Consider the following 16,695-nt stretch of genomic DNA (forward strand, 5'->3'; position numbering starts at 1 on the left):
TGATGTATCGCGCCCTGCGCTGGGTGTTCTTCCTGGTGTCTCCGGAACGGATCCATACCTGGGTGTTCGCGCTACTGCGTGTCGCGACCGGGTTGGCCGTCAGCCGCCGCTTGCTGGCGAAGTGGCTCGCCCCGTCGGACCCGGTGCTGGAGACGACGGTGTTCGGCGTGACGTTCCCGGGCCCGGTGGGCCTGGCGGCCGGCTTCGACAAGAACGGCAGCGGCATCAACGCTTGGGGCCCACTGGGTTTCGGCTACGCCGAGGTGGGCACCGTGACGGCGCAGGCGCAGCCGGGTAATCCGGCGCCGCGGCTGTTCCGGCTGCCCGAGGACCGCGCCCTGCTGAACCGCATGGGCTTCAACAACCATGGGGCCGGCGAGCTCGCCATCCGGCTGACCCGCAGCCAGTCCACCGTGCCGATCGGCGTGAACATCGGCAAGACCAAGGTCACCCCGCCCGAGCGTGCCGTCGACGACTACGCCGAGAGCGCCCGGCTGTGCGGGCCGCTCGCCGATTTCGTGGTGGTGAATGTCAGCTCGCCGAACACGCCCGGGCTGCGTGACCTGCAGGCCGTGGCGTCGCTGCGGCCCATCCTGGCCGCCGTGCGCGCCGAGACCACCAAGCCCGTGCTGGTGAAGATCGCGCCCGACCTGTCCGATGACGACGTCGACGAAATCGCCGACCTGGCCGTCGAATTGGGGCTGGCGGGCATCGTCGCGACCAACACCACGATTTCCCGCGAAGGGCTGCGGACCCCCGGCGTGGCCGAGCTCGGTGCCGGTGGCGTGTCCGGCGCCCCGGTGGCCGCGCGGTCGCTCGAGATCCTGCGGCGGCTGCACAAGCGCGTCGGCGATCAGCTGGTGCTGATCAGCGTCGGCGGCATCGAGACCGCCGACGACGCCTGGGAGCGCATCCTCGCCGGTGCCTCGCTGGTGCAGGGCTACACCGGCTTCATCTACGGCGGTGGCCTGTGGGCCAAGCACATTCACGACGGCGTGGCGGCGAAGCTCAAGGCCGGCGGGTTCGCGTCGCTGGCCGACGCGGTTGGTTCGGGAGCCTGATCGCGCACGGCTGAGCGCCGATGCGCTGACGCCGAGGTGCCGAACCAGCGTTGGCTCGATCGCGACAGCACGCTCTGCTCGCTGTAGCCGAGCAACCCCGCCAGCTGTCCCAACGGGATGTCGGTGCTGCGGAGATAGCGGTCGGCCTCCTCGCGGCGCACCTGGTCGACGAGTGCGGCAAACGACGTGGCCTGCGTCTCCAGTTGCCGCTGCAGGGTGCGCGGATGCACCGCAAGATGCTGCGCGACCAGGTCGAGGGTCAGGCCCCCGGTGGGCAGCATCCGGCGGATCAGCAGCCGCACCGGTTCGGCGATCTGCGAATCGGCCGGTACCGCGATCGTGTTCAGGTAGTCCCGCACGACGTCGTGCACCGCGGCGTCGGCCGCCAGCGGCCGGGCAAGCACCGACCTCGGGAAGCGAAAACCGTTGTCGGGCTGAGCAAAACGCACCGGGCACCCGAAATACTCGGCGTAGTTCTGCGGGCTGGTCAGCGGTTCGTGTCGGAAGTGCACCGCCGCCGGCGTGAAGTCGGGACCTGTCAGCAGCCGGAACACCCGCAGCGAGACGCCGAGGGCTAGCTCGGCCGCCTGCCGGTGCGCGATGGAGCGGGGTACCGCGAGGCGCCAGTCGAACCGGGCATGGCGTGCCGCCGGCTGCGCGTCGATGGTCGCCGTCAGAGCCGGGCTGTAAACGGACATGTACTGGTCGATGGCCTCGAACGCGGCACCGACGGTCGCCGCGGTCCGGGCGGCGATCCCAACCGGGCCGAGGATATCCAGGCCCTGGCGCAGCGCCAGCTGCCTGCCGAAGTCGGGCGTCGCCGTCATCGTGGCCGCAGTCTCCAGCGTGGTGACGACGCTGCGGTAGTTGATGAAGCTGTCCTGGTCACCGACCGCCTCGATCGGAATGTGGCTCAGGGCGAGCAGGGGCGCGGGGTCTTTTCCGAGTTCCCGGACGAGTTCCAGGAAGCCCTGCAACGACGTGCCGCGCACAAATGGCATGTCGTCTACTGTCAAGAAATTGTCATTTGATGTCAAGTATTGGACTCCGGCGCACCGCAGAATCGATGCATACCAACCGAAGCCACCCGACATCGAAAGGCCCGAAAATGACCGCCATCGCCTCCCCCGAAATGGTCACCACCCGCAGCGGCGCTCCTCTTCCGCTGGTCGCGCTGCCGCAGGGTGAACTGCTGAGCGTCAACCTCGCCGAGACCTCGCTGCTGAAGGACGCCCTCGGCCCGGGCATGAGCTTCCACCCCCTGCGACTGGACACCGAACGTGGCGAGTACGTCATCCTCGCCAGGATGGCCCCGGGCGTCGGCCTGCAAATCCACTACCACACCGGACCCGCGCAGGTGTACACCATGCAGGGCTGCTGGCTTTACCGCGAATACCCCGACCAGCCCCAGACGGCCGGCTCCTACCTCTACGAACCCGGCGGCTCCGTCCACACCTTCTACACGCCTGAGGACAACACCGAGGACACCGTCGCGCTCATCTGGGTCGACGGCGCGAATGTCAACTTCAACGAGGACGGCACGTTCCACTCGATCCTCGACGCGGTGTCCCTGCACTACCTGACCGAGACAGTGTCCGCAGCTCAAGGCACCAAACCCGTCTTCGTCCACGGTGGCGCCGCCGGCGTCGCCAAATCCTGATCCACAAGCCGAGACCCTGAAAGGACCGGCCATGACCTTCCGGAAATTGACCAGCCTCGATGCCCAGTTCCTGGCGATGGAGGACGGGCGCGCACACGGCCACGTCAGCGTGCTGAGCACCTACGCGCCGTACACCGCAGACGGCCGCCGGCTGACCGCCGAGGTGATCCGGGACCTCGTGGCCGAGCGGTTGCCGCTCCTGCCGCCGTTCCGCTGGCGACTCGTCAGGGTGCCATTCGACCTCGACCACCCGTACTGGGTCGACGCAGACGACGTCGATGTCACCTATCACGTACAGGAATCCGCGCTGTGGGCACCGGGTGACGATCGCCGGCTCGCCGACCACGTCGCCGAGATCATCGCGAGGCCCCTGGATCGGTCACGGCCGTTGTGGGAGATCCACGTGATCAGCGGACTGGCCGACGACTCCGTGGCACTGCTGATCAAGATGCACCACGCCGCGGTCGACGGCGTCTCGGGCGCCGAGGTGCTGCGGGTGCTGCTCGATGACACCGTGGAAGGACAGCCAGTGGTGGCTCCCCACAGCGTGGAACCGCAGCACCGGCCGTCCCAGGCCGAACTTCTCGGCCGCGGGTTGACCAACATGTGCCGATACCCCGCACGGTCCATTCGCGCCGCGGTGCGTGCGCTGCCTCACCTCGACGAGGTGCCCACGCTGCGAGGTGTGCCCGGCGTCAGCACGGTGGCGCGGCACAGCCGGTCCGCCAAGGCGATCCTGGAGCGCACGAACACAGCCGAAGGCACCGAACTCGTCGCACCGCGCACGCGGTTCCAGACCGCGATCTCGCCGCGCCGAAGTGTGGCGTTCGGTTCGGTGTCACTGGCTGAGGTGAAAGCCGTCAAGGATCACTTCGGATGCAGCATCAACGACGTCGTGATGGCGATGTGCGCGTCGGGGTTGCGGTCGTGGTTGGCCGACGAAGGCGAACTGCCGGACGGACCACTGCTGTCGTTCGTGCCCGTGTCCGTCCGCACCCCTGAGCAAACCGGCACGTTCGGTAACCGGGTCACGGTCATGATGGCCGAACTGCCGACCGATGAGGCCGATCCCGTCGAGCGGCTACACCGGGCGCAGGCCACCATGACCGCAGCGAAACTGCGTCACCAGGCACTGCCGGCGTCCCTGTTGGAAGACGCCAACGACCTCATCCCGCCGGCGCTGTTCGCCCGCGCCACCGGCACGGCGTTGCGCCACGGGGCAGCGTTCCTGCAGCCGGCCGTGAACGCCGCGATCTCCAACGTGCCCGGTTCCCCCACGACGCTGTACTGCGCAGGCGCCGAACAGCTTTCGCAGTTTCCGATCTCCGGCGTACTGCACGGAGTCGGGCTGAACATCACGGTGTTCAGCTACCGCCAAGAGCTGTCGATCGGCATCGTCGTCGACCGCGATCAACTCGACGACCCGTGGCCGTTGCTCGACGCGGTGCGCGCCTCCCTGTCAGACCTGACTGCGGCGATCAGTAGACGACCGTCGGCGTGACGCCGAGTTCGTCCAGGGTCTGCTGCACGTGGTCGCGCAGGACGGCCTTGGTGTTCTCGGCACCGACCTGGTACCCGACGATGCCCAGGGTGACCTTGCCGTTGTGACGTAGGGCCGTCACCACGAGTAGACCACCGGGCTGCTCGATGTCCGCCTTCTTCACGTTCTGCTCGACGCCCCAGCAGTTCACGAAATCGGCCTGGTGCGTCCCGTCGATGCGGCCGACCAGCTCCGGTACGTCACCCACGTTGGAGCAGGTGACCGGTAGCTCGCCGAGCACCATGGCCGCGGTGTGACGGACCGCGCGCCGTGGGATGAACGGCGTCAGCGGCAGCAGCTGGAAGGACTCGTCCGGCTCCTCCCGGGCCCGGCGCAGGGCGGCGCGGATCTCGCCGCGGAGTTCGGTCAGGTCCGTCGTCGCCAGTGCGGGGTCGACGGTGAACGTCGTGAACGTCATCGCGTTGGCCCGGGTGTCTTCGAAGGACGTGCGGTCGTTGATGGCGACCATCAACGAGATGGCGCCGTCCCGCGCACGCTGGCGACCCATCCGCACACCGAGGCGCGTGGCGAACGCCGAGACCAGCGAATAACTGTTGCCGCCGAGCTCGGCGGCGCGCGCGTCGAAATGGCCGATGTCGATGTTGGCGGAGGCGAACGGCACGTGCACGATCTCGTCGCCGCCCGTCGCATCCACTGTCGCCGGCGCTGCCGTCATCTCACCGCGTCGCTGGTAGGCGAGCTTGGCGGCCACGGCGATCGTGCGGCGCACTTCGGGCAGGTCCCGCAGCGTCTGGCGCAGGTCGGAACGGATCGCCTGCCACCGGCTGCGCGAGTGCGGCTGCCCGTAACCGAGATCGCGTTCGTTGCCGAGGACCGCGTCCATGAACGCGACGACCGATCCGGTGCCGTCGATGAGGCAGTGCGACAACACCATCGCGACCGCCGTCGAGCCGTCGGTGAAGGGCTGCACGCCGAGATGCCAGCCCGGCCCATGCTCCGGATCAATCGGGATGCGTGACCGCGCCTCCAGCCAGTCGCTCAGTTCGGAACGCGGACAAGCTGTTTCGGCAATGTCGATCGGGCGTGGGGCGCCCGTTGCGGCCACCCAGCGATGCCGGCCGAACGGGACCGGCGACCGCTCGATATACCGCGCCACCAAGCCCTTGCCGAAGTTCTCGTTGAAGCGGCGCAACCCGTCGAGATCCACCGGGCCCTCGTAGAACCACAGCGCCATGCCGACCTGGACCCGCCCGCTGGCCCGGTACGACAGGAAGGTCGCCTGGTCGATGTAGTCGAGGCGGTCCTGATCCGTCGGTGCCGCGCGCTTACTCACCGGCGCAGATGTGGACAAAGCGGATGGCCCCCTCGCTTCAGGCTCGGTGAGCGTCGCTGCCACCGACCTCGGTCTGATGGTAGGTCGGGCCGCGAGCAGTCGCGACCCGACCGGCCGGGCTACTTCTGCTCGTACGTGCCGTGGACGACGGCCCGCGCGATCGCCTGCATGAACAGGTTGAAGCCCAGGAACGCCGGGGTGGCGTCCTCGGGGATGTCGAGCTTCTCGACGGGCAGCGCGTGCACCGCGATGTAGTACCGGTGCGGGCCGTGGCCGGCCGGCGGGGCGGCGCCCAAGAAGCGCTTGAGGCTCGCGTCGTTGGCCAGGGTGATAGCGCCGCCGGGCAGCGCGTCGCCGTTGCCCGCGTCCTCGGGCAGCTCGGTGACGTCGGCGGGCAGGTTGGCGACGGCCCAGTGCCAGAAGCCCGACGCGGTCGGGGCGTCGGGGTCGTAGACGGTGACGGCGAAGCTGCGCGTCTCGGCCGGGAAGCCCGACCAGCTCAGCTGCGGCGAGACGTCTTCTCCCCCGGCGCCGAAGATGCCACTGACCTGGGCGTTGGCCAGCGGGCCGCCGTCGGTCAGCGACGTCGAGGTCAGGGTGAAGGTCGGCAGCTGCGGCAGGTTGTCATACGGCGAAGCGGTCATGATGTCCTTTCGATGGCGGGCAGAGCTGTCAGCAGTGCGTCAGGAAGTGTTCGAGGACCTTGGCGCCGAACTGTAGTGCGTCCACAGGGACGCGCTCGTCGACCCCGTGGAACAGCGCGGCGAAATCCAGCTCGGGCGGCAGCCGCAGCGGGGCGAAGCCGAAGCACCGGATGCCCAGGCGGACAAACGCTTTCGCGTCGGTGCCGCCCGACATCATGTAGGGCACCGTGCGGGCGTCGGGGTCGACGGCCAGGATCGCGGCGTTCATCGCGTCGACGAGGTCGCCGTCGAAGGTGGTCTCCACGCTCGGCAGGTCCCGCTCCCAGGTGCGGGTGATGTTGGGGCCGAGCAGCGCGTCGAGTTCACGCTCGAAGGCCTCCTTGCGCCCCGGCAGGACACGGCAGTCGACCATGGCCTCGGCGGTGGCCGGAATGACGTTGGCCTTGTAGCCGGCCTTGAGCATCGTGGGGTTCGCGGTGTCACGCAGAGTGGCGCCGACGATGCGCGCGATGCCACCCAGCTTGGCGATGCTGCCTTCCAGGTCCGGCGAGGTCGGGTCGAGGTCGTAGCCGGTCTCTTCCGACACCGCGGCCAGGAACTGCTCGACCGACTCGGACAGGACCAGGGGGAACTGGTGCCGGCCCAGTTTGGCGACGGCTTCGGCGATCTCGGTGACGGCGTTGTCGTCGTGCACCATCGAGCCGTGCCCGGCCCGGCCGCGGGCCGTCAGCCGCATCCAGGACAGGCCCTTCTCGGCCGTCTCGATGAGGTACAGGCGGCGTTCGCCGCCCGCCTTGGTCGGGACCGTCAGCGAGAAGCCGCCGACCTCGCCGATGGCCTCGGTGATGCCGTCGAACAGGTCGGGCCGGTGGTCGACGAGCCACTGGCAGCCGTAGGTGCCGCCGTGCTCCTCGTCGGAGACGAAAGCGAACACCAGCTCTCTCGGCGGCACGATGTTGTTGCGTTTCAGATGCCGCGCGACGGCGATCATCATGCCGCACATGTCCTTCATGTCGACCGCGCCGCGGCCCCACACGTAGCCGTCCTTCACCGCGCCGGAGAACGGGTGCACGCTCCAGTCGGCGGGCTCGGCGGGGACGACGTCGAGGTGGCCGTGGATCAGCAGCGCGCCGCGGTTGGGGTCGGCGCCGGGCAGCCGCGTGAAGACGTTGCCGCGGCCGGGCGCCGTTTCGACATACTCCGTTTCGTACCCCACCTCTTCGAGCTGAGTGGCCACCCAGCGGGCACATTCGGCCTCGCCATTTGTGGTCTCCGGCTCCCCGGTATTGGACGTATCGAACCGGATGAGCGAGCTGACGAGCTCAACGACTTCGTCTTCGGGCGCAGTCACAGTCACATTCGTACCACCTCGGTTTTGGACTGAGCACCTCGATCCGTTAGCCTAAGCTGCCCGGCCAGACGGCAGGGCAGGTCCGAGTGGCGGAATGGCAGACGCGCTAGCTTGAGGTGCTAGTGCCCTATTAACGGGCGTGGGGGTTCAAGTCCCCCCTCGGACACACTGAGCGGCTCAGCCGCGATCACACACCAGCGACAGAAACCCCGGCCTTTGGGCCGGGGTTTCTTCGTCTCGGCTGACCACTCAGCGGCCGCGCGCCGGTTGCGCCGCGGTCGATCCCGACGACGACGGCAGCGTGGACGGGCGATCGATGACCGTCGATGACGGCCCACCGACCCGGTATCGCGCGCCACGGTGCTCCTGCGGCAGCCGGTCGCCATTGCCGAGCAGCTTGTGCCGCAACGACCCCGGCTGGTAATCCGCCTGGTAGGCACCCCGTTCGGTCAGCACCGGAACCACATGCTCGATCACGTCGGCGAACGAACCGGGGGTGATGGCATACGCGAGGTTGAAACCGTCGACGTCGGTCTCGGCGACCCACTCCTGCAAGGTGTCGGCCACCGTCGCACCCGACCCGACGATCCGCGGACCCATGCCGCCGATCTCGCCCCACTCGGCGATGTCCCGGACCGTCCACTCCCGGCCATCGGGGTCGGCCGACTGAAACGCCTTGACGGCGGACAGGATGGCATTCGAGTCGACGTTGCCGATCGGCTCGTCCAACCCGTAGCGGGCCAGGTCCACGCCCATCCACCCGGACATGAACACCAGCGCGCCTTCCGGGTCGCCGTAGGAGAGCAACTCGCGGTGCTTGGCGTGCGCCTCGGCGTCGGTGGCCGCGGTGATCACCGTCGACAGATTGAAAATCTTGGCCGAGTACGGATCCCGGCCGGCCAGTTCCAGCTCCCGGCGAATCGTCGAAACCGTCTCGGCCAGAATGGCTTTGGTCGGCGCTGCGGTGAAGATCGCCTCGGCGTTCTCGGCGGCGAACCGTACCCCGCGCGGCGACGAGCCGGCCTGGTAGATCACCGGCGTCCGCTGCGGCGACGGCTCGGCGAGGTGCACACCCGGCACACTGAAATGCGTTCCGGAGTGCCCGATGTGGTGCACCTTGTCCGGGTCGGTGAACACCCCGCGCTCGCGGTCGCGGACCACCGCGTCGTCCTCCCAGGAGCCCTCCCACAGCTTGTACAGCACCTCGAGATATTCGTCAGCGTGGTCGTACCGGGCGTCGTGGGCGGGCTGGTCGGTCTGGCCCATGTTGCGCGCCGCCGCGGGCAGATAGCCGGTGACCACATTCCAGCCGATCCGCCCCTTGGTCAGGTGATCCAGGGTCGATATCCGGCGAGCGAAGGGATACGGGTGCTCGAACCCGGTGCCGGTGGTGATGCCGAAGCCCAGATGCTCGGTGACCAACGCCATCGCCGATACCAACAACAGCGGGTCGCCCACCGGAATCTGCGCGGCCTGCCGGATGGCGGCCTCGTCGCTGGCTCCGTAGACGTCGTAGGTACCGAGCACATCGGCGATGAACAGGCCGTCAAACCTGCCGCGCTCCAACAACTTCGCCAGTTCGGTCCAGTACTCCAGGTCCTTGTAACGCCAGGACTGATCCTCCGGATGCCGCCACAGTCCGGGCGACTGATGAGCGACACAGTTCATGTCGAAGGCGTTGAAGCGAATTTGTCGGGTCACTACTCCACCGTGCACACATCTCGCGTATCAGACACCGATTGCACTCAGCACGAACATTTTTCGCGGCGTCAGCCGGGGTGGCGAGCCGCGTCAACGCAAGCTGTACCCGCCGTCGGGATAGATCGTGGAACCCGTCGTCGCGCCGTTGAGGAACAGATGAACGACGGCGGCCGCGACCTCGTCCTCCCGCGCCAGTTTCCCGGTGGTCGAGGCGTCGACAAAATGGGCGAACGCCGCTTCCCGCACGACCTGGGGCCGCTGATTCCACAAGTTGCCGTCCACGGTGCCTGGCGATATCGCGTTCACCCTTACCGGCGCGAGTTCAACGGCCAAGCCGCGGGCCAATCCCTCGATGGCGGCGTTGGCTGCGACGTAGGCGGGCGCCGCCCCGGCAGGCCGCACACTGGCTGCCCCGGCCATCAGGACGACGGACGCATCGGCGGTCAGCACCGGCAGCGCGGCCTTGACGACGCGGTACTGACCCCAGAACTTCGAGTCGAAGGGCGACGCGGCGTCGGTCAGCGAGAGTTCGCGCATCGCTCCGGTGACGTAGGTGGCCGCGGTGGTGAAGAGGGCATCGACGGCGTCGAGCCGGGCGAACAGAGCGTCTATAGTGCGCTCGTCGGCGGTATCGACGACCTGCCATGTCGCCGCCGGGCCCAGATCGGCGGCGGCCTTCTCGAGCACCCCGGCGCGGCGCCCGCCCAGCACCACCGCACCCCCACCGGACACCACCAATCTGGCCACCGCGAAACCGATTCCGGACCCGCCGCCGATGAGGACGACCGTGCGATCCGCGAATGCGTCGCCGGCAAGGAAACTCTTCATGGCGCCGACACAATCGTCTGCACCCGGCACCGTCAATCGATTCGATCAGTTTGACGCGCTTGGCATGGTTTCGCGATGTGACGGAACCCGTTGCGACTCAGGGCTGTACGTCAGATGCCGTCGACGTAATCGCCCGTGCAGATGTTGTAGTGCCCCGCCGGGTTGAACGACTCTCCGTAACCGGGGAAGTACCACTTCGCCGCCTGGTACATCAGCTGGCCGTCGCAGTAACCGAGGTTGTAGGCCACGATCGTCGCCGATTCCTTGACCGACTGCGAGACACTGACGACGCCCGGCGGCATGCCGTACGACGTGCCCGTCCCGGTGGCCCGTTCCCCACCCCAGGACGACCACGTGATGCCCCAGATATCGCCTGTCGGGTCGCCGCCGTTGAAGACCCGCGCGGGTTGCACCGTGCCGTAGCCGCGCGCACTCGGGTTCCAGGCACGGCCGAGCGTCGGTTGCGGGTCGGCCCGCACGGCGGGCGTGCCGGACGTCGAGCACGCGGCCACGGCCATGGTGGTCGCGATGGCCGCGGCGATCTGCGCCGCGAACTTCTTCGTTGTCATCGGCTTCATGGATCAGCCCAGCTCATAGGAATCGCGTGACACTCGGAAAAAGTGTCCGGTGGTGGAATCGCTACACGTCACTCCCGTGGGTTCGCTGTCGCAGGTGATGGAGCCCACCACCCGCTTCTGGCCATAGCCGAGAGTCGGTGCGCCGTCGGGAAATTCGTGATCCGAATGCCAGTCGCCCCCGATGGGCGCGCGGCCCACGTCAAGAATGAACCGGTTCCCCTTCCCGCCCATCGTGTAACCCGCGGGACGCGCGATGAACCACGTGTAGTCCTTGATCTCGCACATGGCACCGCCCGCGCTCATCTTGCAACCGACGTTCCCCGATGGGGAGCGAAAGTCATAGGTGTCGTCGGCATGCGCGGTTGCCGCCAGGCCGATCGTCGCCGCGACCGCCGTGGTCGCGATCAGCGCCAGCTTCATCATCGTCGTGGACTGTCCCTTCTCGGAATGGCGCATGACGGGCGCCGTTCGCCGTCGACGGCCGTCGTGGCCGGTCACTCACCAAGGGTGCGACTGACGCCTTGGCGGTTTCTTGGTGCGCGAGCGCCACCCTCCGAACAGGTGCTGTGATCGGCATCTCCATCGCCGACGTAGGCCTTGCGGTACCCACGTACCAATTTAGGCTTGCCTTACCTAATTGATTGAGGTGCTGAGTGCGTGACATCCGCGTGGCGGTGATCGGGGCAGGTCCGGCCGGAATCTATGCGTCCGACATCCTGGTCGACGAATACCCGCAGGCCAGGGTCGATCTGTTCGATCGCCTGCCGGCCCCGTACGGGCTGGTCCGGTACGGCGTGGCACCTGATCATCCCCGGATCAAGGAGATCATCAAGGCGCTCCGGCGAGTGCTCTCACGCGACGAGATCCGCTTCATCGGCAACGTGCACTACGGCACCGATGTGAAACTGTCCGATCTGCGTCGCCACTACGACGCCGTCGTCTTCGCCACCGGGGCACGCGCGGACCGCCCGCTGGACATCCCCGGCATCGAACTGCCCGGCAGCTACGGCGCCGCCGATTTCGTGTCCTGGTATGACGGCCACCCCGACGTGCCACGAACCTGGCCGCTGGAGGCCAAGAGTGTTGCGGTGCTCGGCGCAGGCAATGTGGCGCTCGACATCGCCCGGATGCTGGCCAAGCCCGCCGATGAACAGCTGAGCACCGAGATCGCCGGCAATGTGTACCAAGGCCTTTCACTGAATCAGGCCACCGATGTGCACGTCTTCGCCCGGCGCGGCCCGGCCCAGATCAAGTTCTCGCCGATGGAATTCCGCGAGCTGTCCCACTCCCCCAGCGTCGACGTGATCGTGCACCCGGAGGGCTTCGAGATCGACGAGGCCAGCCAGCAGGCCATCAACACCAACAAGTCCACCAAGCTCGTCGTCAACACCATGATGCGATACTTCGACGTCGAACCCACCGGCGCGCCGCACCGCATCCACATTCATCTGTGCCAATCCCCCGTCGCGGTGCTCGGCACCGACCGCGTCGAAGGACTGCGGACCGAACGCACCGAGCTGATCGGCGACGGAACCGCCCGGGGCACCGGCGAATTCACCGATTGGCCGGTGCAGGCCGTCTACCGCGCGGTCGGTTACCTGTCCTCACATCTGGCCGATCTGCCGTTCGACCACCACGCCGGCGTGGTCCCCCACGACGCCGGCCGGGTCCTGGACCTCGATGGCGAGCTGATCGAGGGCACCTACGTCACCGGCTGGATCAAACGCGGGCCGATCGGACTCATCGGACACACCAAATCCGATGCGTCCGAGACGATCACCAGCCTGCTGGCCGATCTGCCGGGACTGCGCGCACCGGAGATCGGCGAACCCGATGCCATCCTGGAGCATCTGGCCGGCAACAGCATCGACTACACCACGTGGGCGGAATGGGAACGCCTCGACGCCCACGAGATGGCCCTCGGCGCACAGCAGGGCCGCGAGCGGGTCAAGGTGGTGCCCCGCGCCGACATGATCAGCGCCGGCCGGCGGTAGGGAGCCGACTCCGGACACTTCCAGCCGCGGTTGTCGCTAGCCTCACGTCATGCCAACTGTGGGGCGGTATGCCAAGGGCGAGGCCAAGCGCGCGGAGATCAAGGCCGTCGCACTCGCGGTACTGGAACGCGACGGCGAGGCCGCTGCGTCGATGCGCGTGATCGCCAATGAGGCGAACATCAGCCTGGCGGGCCTGATGCACTACTTCCCCACGCGTGACGTCCTCCTGACCGAGTTGCATCGCGACGCCGATGCGAAATTCGAAGAGCGGTACCGCAATTCGGACGTCGACATCGACCCGGGCGAGGCCATGGCACAGGCGATGGTGGACAAGGCCGCCAAACCCGGATCGGGGACGGTCTATCTGTCCCTGGCCGCGGCCGCCGCCGTCGATCCGTCCCATCCGGCCGCGGATTACCTGCGCCAGCGATACGAGAGCATGCGCGCGACCATCAGCGACTACGTCCGCCGCCGGCAGGCGTCCGGCGCGGTCCCCGCGCACGTCGACGCCGATTTCGCCGCCACCGCGCTGATCGCCGCGGCGGACGGGATTCAGATCCAGTGGATGTCCGATCGATCGATCGACATGGGCGCTCACGTGCGCGCGGTGTGGGGCGCATTACTGTCCTGACCAAAACAGTGCAGTGTATGGTTTTTGGTATGAAGTGGAACCGGGTTGTCGTGGCGTCGGCCGTTGCCCTCTCGCTGGGCCTCTCCGCCTGCGGCGCGAAGCAGGACGCAAAGCAAGAGCGGACGGACAGCAGTTCGTCGTGGAATCGCAACTTCTACTGGGGTACCGCAACGGCCGGTTACCAGGTGGAAGGCGACGCTCCCGACAGCAACTGGCGCCGGTACGTCGACCGGACGGCCGGCAAGCCCGTCCCACCCGGCGCCGACGTCCTGAGCGCAGCTCCGGTGGAGCCCTACAAGCAGGCCGACGACTTCCGGCACCGCTACAAGGAGGACATTGCCAACGCGCATGCCATGGGCGTCAACACTTTTCGCTTCGGGGTCGAATGGGCGCGGGTGATGCCGCAGCCCGGCAAGTGGGACGAAAAAGAACTGGCCTACTACGACGACGTGGTCGCGACGCTGCTCGCCAACGGCATGACGCCGATGATCACGCTGATGCACTGGGTCTACCCCGGCTGGATCGCCGACCGCGGCGGCTTCCTCAACAATGTCGCCGCGTTCGAGGACTTCGCCAAGGCGATCACCAAACGCTATGCGGGGCAGGGCGTGCTGTGGGTGAGCATCAACGAGCCACTGGCCTTCGGCGCGATGGAACTGCGCACCGGCGCCATCAAACCTGACCAGTTCGGCACGTTCCTCGACCGCGCCGCCGACGCCCACCGCGCCGTCTACCGCGCCGCCCACGACGCCGACCCCAAGGCCAAGGTCACCACCAACGAGGCCTACATTCCGCCGGAAGTGTTGGCGCAGTTCAGCGGATTCGGCGTCAAGGGAATCGAGGGCTCGTTCTTCGACCGGGTCCGGGACAGCCTCGACTACCTCGGCTTCGACTACTACACCGGTACGGCCGCGGACAATCCCGCGTCGGCGCAGAGCATGGCGGCGCGGTGGAACATCAAGCTGCAGCCCGAGGACATCTACTACGTGGCGCGTCATTACGCCCAGCGGTATCCCGGCCTGCCCATCTATGTCGTCGAGAACGGCATGGTCACCGACAACGCGAAACCGCGCACCGACGGCGTGACGCGATCGCAGTACCTCAGCGACACCGTGTTCTGGCTGCAGCGAGCAAAGGCCGACGGCATCCCGATCATCGGCTACAACTACTGGTCCCTCATCGACAATTACGAGTGGGGCAGCTACCAGCCACGCTTCGGCCTGTATTCGGTTGACGCGCTGGGTGATCCAGCACTGCGTCGCGTGCCGACCGACGCCGTCCAGACCTACACGCAGATCACCCGCGACGGCGGGACGCCGCCGGCATATCGGCCCGTGATCCCCGCAGCGAAGTGCTCCACGACCGTCGGCAAGGACAGCTGCGCGCCGCTGGATGCAAACGGGCCGACGGTCGCGCTGCGCTGAGCCCGGCCTGCCAACACGCGGACCGAATTCGGCGCAATGCACCCGAGATCGCCGGGTTTCCAGCAGGATCACAGATATGAAACTGACTGCCATGCTCGCGCTCGCCGGGTTCGCCTCGCTCACGATCGCCATCCCCAACGCGACCGCAGCGCCGTGTACCGCCAGCGGACTGGCCAGCACCGCGGGCTCGGTCCTGGCCCAGGCCGGGGCCTACCTCGACGCCCACCCGGGCGCCAACGAAGCCCTGACCAACGCGAGCTCGTCAGGCGACGCGGAAGGCGCCGTCCGGGCGTACTTCACCGCTCATCCCGGCGAGTTCTTCGACCTGAAGAACATCGCGCGGCCCCTGACGACGCTGCGCGGTCAGTGCGGCGGCATGTCGGTCTCACCCGCACAGATGTCTGCGCTGTTCGACGCGCTGTCGTCGTGAGGCGCCGCGGCCAGGGACGTCAGCGCCAGTAGCCCTGATGTGCTTGTGCCGCTTCGTCTTCCAATAACAGCTACGCAGATGCAGCTGCCTAGTGGCCGTGTCGGCTGAAGTGGTCCGATACTCGATCGAGAGCCCACAGCGCACGAACGGCCGGGGCACTGTAGGGCAGGTTCGGCGGAAACGCAGTTCGATCCGTCCAAACCGATTTCAGGTTCGCGTGCGGCTCGTCGCCCATCAAGCGGTCGGCGAGGAGTGAACCCAGGTACGGCGCTTGCGTCAGACCGTAGCCGTTACACCCGAGCGCGAACAGAACGCGGGGGTCGGACTGGCCGGCGACGGGCAGGAATGACGGCGTCATCGCCACCCAACCACCCCAGGTACGGCGTGGCGCGACATCACGCAGCGAAGGAAACCGGTCCCGGAAGCCGCGCAGCAGGTCTTTCACGATCACCGGTTCCGGCGAGCGCACCCCCAGCGGCCCCTGCGCGGACTGGACCTGTCGGGTGCCGCACACGATGGTGTTGTGCGGCGTCGGCCGGAAGTTCGACACCACCATGTTGTTGGTGGTGAAGCCCGCACCGCTCGTCCAGCCTGTGTCCGCGATACGTTCAGGATCGATGGGTTCGGTTTCGAAAACCGTCACCCACAAGGGCGTGGCGAGACGAGGCGGGGCGAAGGCCAGGTCCGTGGAGTAGGCGTTCGTGGTCAACAGGGCCCGCTCTGCCCTGATTTTGCCGTCGGGCACGCTGATGACGAGGCCATTGCCACTGGAATCAACCGAGAGTACCGGTGTGTGCTCGAATACTCTGGCCCCAGATGCCAGCAGCGCGTCACGAACACCGAGCGTGTACTTGCCGGGATTCACCAAACCTCCGCCCGGCTCGAAAATGCCGCCCAGGAACCCGTGCGGCAAACCGAACTCGCGGGCATCGACGTACTCAGCCTTGGACCCCGCGGATCGGAGAACTTTGGCGGCTTGCTTGGCACTGCGAACCTCGCGCGCCGACGAACTCACCATGGCGACGTTGCCGGTGCGCTGGTAGTCGCACTCGATCCCCAACCGCTCGATCAGCTCGTCGGCATACTCCATGGCCGATTCGGCGAAGCGGACAATCCCGGGAAGGCGACGCGGATACAGCGCGCCCAACATGCGTGGATCGCCGGAGAGAGCATCCGAGAGGTGCCCGCCGTTACGAGTGCTGGCACCCCACCCGCAGATTCCGGCCTCCAGCACCACGACGTCGGCGCCCCTCTCGGCCAGCCGGAGCCCAGCCGCCATGCCGCCCAAACCACCACCGATAATGGCGATGTCGCAACGGATTTCACCCTCCAACGAAGGCGCGGTCACCTCGGGTCGAGCGACCCACCCGGTGTCGAACAAATACTCCATGCCTGTCTCCTCGATTGACGCCCGTACCGGAAGGCGGATGACAAAACAAGAAATCGATTCGTGTTCGATTCCCTAGGGCCGCAGGCGCGGCCCCTTCTACGGGCGAGTCTACGCCTTTAATTACGCGGTGTCACTGACATGATGTAAGTATTTGAGTTGGCATCTGTGA

Annotated in this window: 16 protein-coding genes and 1 tRNA gene; 8 read left to right on the forward strand and 9 right to left on the reverse strand. The window is 67.3% G+C overall.

Annotated features, from left to right (window positions below):
* Positions 1–2: 2 nt before the first annotated feature.
* Positions 3–1,061, forward strand: coding sequence for a quinone-dependent dihydroorotate dehydrogenase (locus tag BR47_RS0102920; RefSeq protein WP_020103655.1), 1,059 nt, complete (start codon positions 3–5; stop codon positions 1,059–1,061).
* On the opposite strand, the gene BR47_RS0102925 is transcribed toward BR47_RS0102920, so the two are convergent.
* On the reverse strand, positions 986–2,062 hold the full coding sequence (locus BR47_RS0102925) for an AraC family transcriptional regulator (RefSeq protein ID WP_036426547.1): 1,077 nt from the start codon (positions 2,060–2,062) through the stop codon (positions 986–988). The two genes, BR47_RS0102920 and BR47_RS0102925, sit on opposite strands and share 76 nt — an antisense overlap.
* Positions 2,063–2,169: 107 nt before the next feature.
* Here BR47_RS0102925 and BR47_RS0102930 point away from each other — a divergent pair, with 107 nt between their 5' ends.
* Both BR47_RS0102930 and BR47_RS0102935 read left to right on the forward strand, forming a co-directional pair.
* Entirely contained in the window at positions 2,170–2,721 is a 552-nt protein-coding gene (locus BR47_RS0102930; protein WP_020103653.1) for a 2,4'-dihydroxyacetophenone dioxygenase family protein, read from the forward strand.
* Positions 2,722–2,752: 31 nt separating this feature from the next.
* Positions 2,753–4,222: a WS/DGAT/MGAT family O-acyltransferase gene (locus BR47_RS0102935; RefSeq protein WP_020103652.1), complete on the forward strand. Its 1,470-nt coding sequence runs from the start codon at positions 2,753–2,755 to the stop codon at positions 4,220–4,222.
* Here BR47_RS0102935 and BR47_RS0102940 read toward each other — a convergent pair.
* From BR47_RS0102940 to BR47_RS0102950, 3 genes are all read right to left on the reverse strand, one after another.
* Entirely contained in the window at positions 4,200–5,555 is a 1,356-nt protein-coding gene (locus BR47_RS0102940; RefSeq protein ID WP_020103651.1) for a hypothetical protein, read from the reverse strand. The genes BR47_RS0102935 and BR47_RS0102940 overlap by 23 nt on opposite strands.
* 119 nt (positions 5,556–5,674) lie before the next feature.
* Positions 5,675–6,199 carry a YbhB/YbcL family Raf kinase inhibitor-like protein gene (locus BR47_RS0102945; protein WP_020103650.1) on the reverse strand — a complete coding sequence of 175 codons (525 nt, stop codon included), beginning with the start codon at positions 6,197–6,199 and terminating at the stop codon, positions 5,675–5,677.
* A 28-nt stretch (positions 6,200–6,227) separates the two neighbouring features.
* The gene (locus BR47_RS0102950; protein ID WP_020103649.1) at positions 6,228–7,556 is read right to left on the reverse strand and encodes a M20/M25/M40 family metallo-hydrolase; all 1,329 of its coding nucleotides are present in this window, start codon (positions 7,554–7,556) and stop codon (positions 6,228–6,230) included.
* Between the two features lie 74 nt (positions 7,557–7,630).
* Between BR47_RS0102950 and BR47_RS0102955 the strand changes: the two genes are divergently transcribed.
* Positions 7,631–7,716 (forward strand) — tRNA-Leu (locus BR47_RS0102955).
* 83 nt (positions 7,717–7,799) lie between these two features.
* Here the strand turns inward: BR47_RS0102955 and BR47_RS0102960 are convergent.
* The 4 genes from BR47_RS0102960 to BR47_RS0102975 all read right to left on the reverse strand — a co-directional run bounded on the left by BR47_RS0102960 (position 7,800) and on the right by BR47_RS0102975 (position 11,080).
* Entirely contained in the window at positions 7,800–9,251 is a 1,452-nt protein-coding gene (locus tag BR47_RS0102960) for an LLM class flavin-dependent oxidoreductase (RefSeq protein ID WP_029118527.1), read from the reverse strand.
* A gap of 90 nt (positions 9,252–9,341) precedes the next feature.
* The gene (locus BR47_RS0102965; RefSeq protein WP_029118528.1) at positions 9,342–10,079 is read right to left on the reverse strand and encodes an SDR family oxidoreductase; all 738 of its coding nucleotides are present in this window, start codon (positions 10,077–10,079) and stop codon (positions 9,342–9,344) included.
* Between the two features lie 110 nt (positions 10,080–10,189).
* Entirely contained in the window at positions 10,190–10,648 is a 459-nt protein-coding gene (locus BR47_RS29530; protein ID WP_141772150.1) for a hypothetical protein, read from the reverse strand.
* A 12-nt stretch (positions 10,649–10,660) separates the two neighbouring features.
* Positions 10,661–11,080: a hypothetical protein gene (locus BR47_RS0102975; protein WP_029118529.1), complete on the reverse strand. Its 420-nt coding sequence runs from the start codon at positions 11,078–11,080 to the stop codon at positions 10,661–10,663.
* A 230-nt stretch (positions 11,081–11,310) separates the two neighbouring features.
* Here BR47_RS0102975 and BR47_RS0102980 point away from each other — a divergent pair, with 230 nt between their 5' ends.
* The 4 genes from BR47_RS0102980 (at position 11,311) to BR47_RS0102995 (ending at position 15,136) form a co-directional block, all read left to right on the forward strand.
* The gene (locus BR47_RS0102980; RefSeq protein WP_029118530.1) at positions 11,311–12,651 is read left to right on the forward strand and encodes an FAD-dependent oxidoreductase; all 1,341 of its coding nucleotides are present in this window, start codon (positions 11,311–11,313) and stop codon (positions 12,649–12,651) included.
* Between the two features lie 49 nt (positions 12,652–12,700).
* A complete protein-coding gene (locus BR47_RS0102985) occupies positions 12,701–13,282 on the forward strand; it encodes a TetR/AcrR family transcriptional regulator (RefSeq protein WP_029118531.1) in 582 nt (193 codons plus the stop codon).
* Between the two features lie 29 nt (positions 13,283–13,311).
* The gene (locus BR47_RS0102990) at positions 13,312–14,706 is read left to right on the forward strand and encodes a glycoside hydrolase family 1 protein (protein ID WP_029118532.1); all 1,395 of its coding nucleotides are present in this window, start codon (positions 13,312–13,314) and stop codon (positions 14,704–14,706) included.
* A 76-nt stretch (positions 14,707–14,782) separates the two neighbouring features.
* The gene (locus tag BR47_RS0102995; protein WP_020103641.1) at positions 14,783–15,136 is read left to right on the forward strand and encodes a heme-binding protein; all 354 of its coding nucleotides are present in this window, start codon (positions 14,783–14,785) and stop codon (positions 15,134–15,136) included.
* 88 nt (positions 15,137–15,224) lie between these two features.
* Here the strand turns inward: BR47_RS0102995 and BR47_RS0103000 are convergent, their stop codons facing one another.
* A complete protein-coding gene (locus BR47_RS0103000) occupies positions 15,225–16,526 on the reverse strand; it encodes an NAD(P)/FAD-dependent oxidoreductase (protein WP_029118533.1) in 1,302 nt (433 codons plus the stop codon).
* Positions 16,527–16,695: the final 169 nt, after the last annotated feature.

The sequence above is a fragment of the Mycobacterium sp. UNC410CL29Cvi84 genome, assembly GCF_000686745.1.
Classification (GTDB): domain Bacteria; phylum Actinomycetota; class Actinomycetes; order Mycobacteriales; family Mycobacteriaceae; genus Mycobacterium; species Mycobacterium mucogenicum_B.

What these genes read in the sequence shown, in the direction of transcription:
- BR47_RS0102925 (WP_036426547.1), bottom strand. Translation starts at nt 2,062, where the DNA reads ATGCCATTTGTGCGCGGCACGTCGTTGCAGGGCTTCCTGGAACTCGTC.
- BR47_RS29530 (WP_141772150.1), bottom strand. Translation starts at nt 10,648, where the DNA reads ATGACAACGAAGAAGTTCGCGGCGCAGATCGCCGCGGCCATCGCGACC.
- BR47_RS0102975 (WP_029118529.1), bottom strand. Translation starts at nt 11,080, where the DNA reads ATGATGAAGCTGGCGCTGATCGCGACCACGGCGGTCGCGGCGACGATC.
- BR47_RS0102965 (WP_029118528.1), bottom strand. Translation starts at nt 10,079, where the DNA reads ATGAAGAGTTTCCTTGCCGGCGACGCATTCGCGGATCGCACGGTCGTC.
- BR47_RS0102995 (WP_020103641.1), top strand. Translation starts at nt 14,783, where the DNA reads ATGAAACTGACTGCCATGCTCGCGCTCGCCGGGTTCGCCTCGCTCACG.
- BR47_RS0102985 (WP_029118531.1), top strand. Translation starts at nt 12,701, where the DNA reads ATGCCAACTGTGGGGCGGTATGCCAAGGGCGAGGCCAAGCGCGCGGAG.
- BR47_RS0102930 (WP_020103653.1), top strand. Translation starts at nt 2,170, where the DNA reads ATGACCGCCATCGCCTCCCCCGAAATGGTCACCACCCGCAGCGGCGCT.
- BR47_RS0102945 (WP_020103650.1), bottom strand. Translation starts at nt 6,199, where the DNA reads ATGACCGCTTCGCCGTATGACAACCTGCCGCAGCTGCCGACCTTCACC.
- BR47_RS0102935 (WP_020103652.1), top strand. Translation starts at nt 2,753, where the DNA reads ATGACCTTCCGGAAATTGACCAGCCTCGATGCCCAGTTCCTGGCGATG.
- BR47_RS0102990 (WP_029118532.1), top strand. Translation starts at nt 13,312, where the DNA reads ATGAAGTGGAACCGGGTTGTCGTGGCGTCGGCCGTTGCCCTCTCGCTG.
- BR47_RS0103000 (WP_029118533.1), bottom strand. Translation starts at nt 16,526, where the DNA reads ATGGAGTATTTGTTCGACACCGGGTGGGTCGCTCGACCCGAGGTGACC.
- BR47_RS0102920 (WP_020103655.1), top strand. Translation starts at nt 3, where the DNA reads ATGTATCGCGCCCTGCGCTGGGTGTTCTTCCTGGTGTCTCCGGAACGG.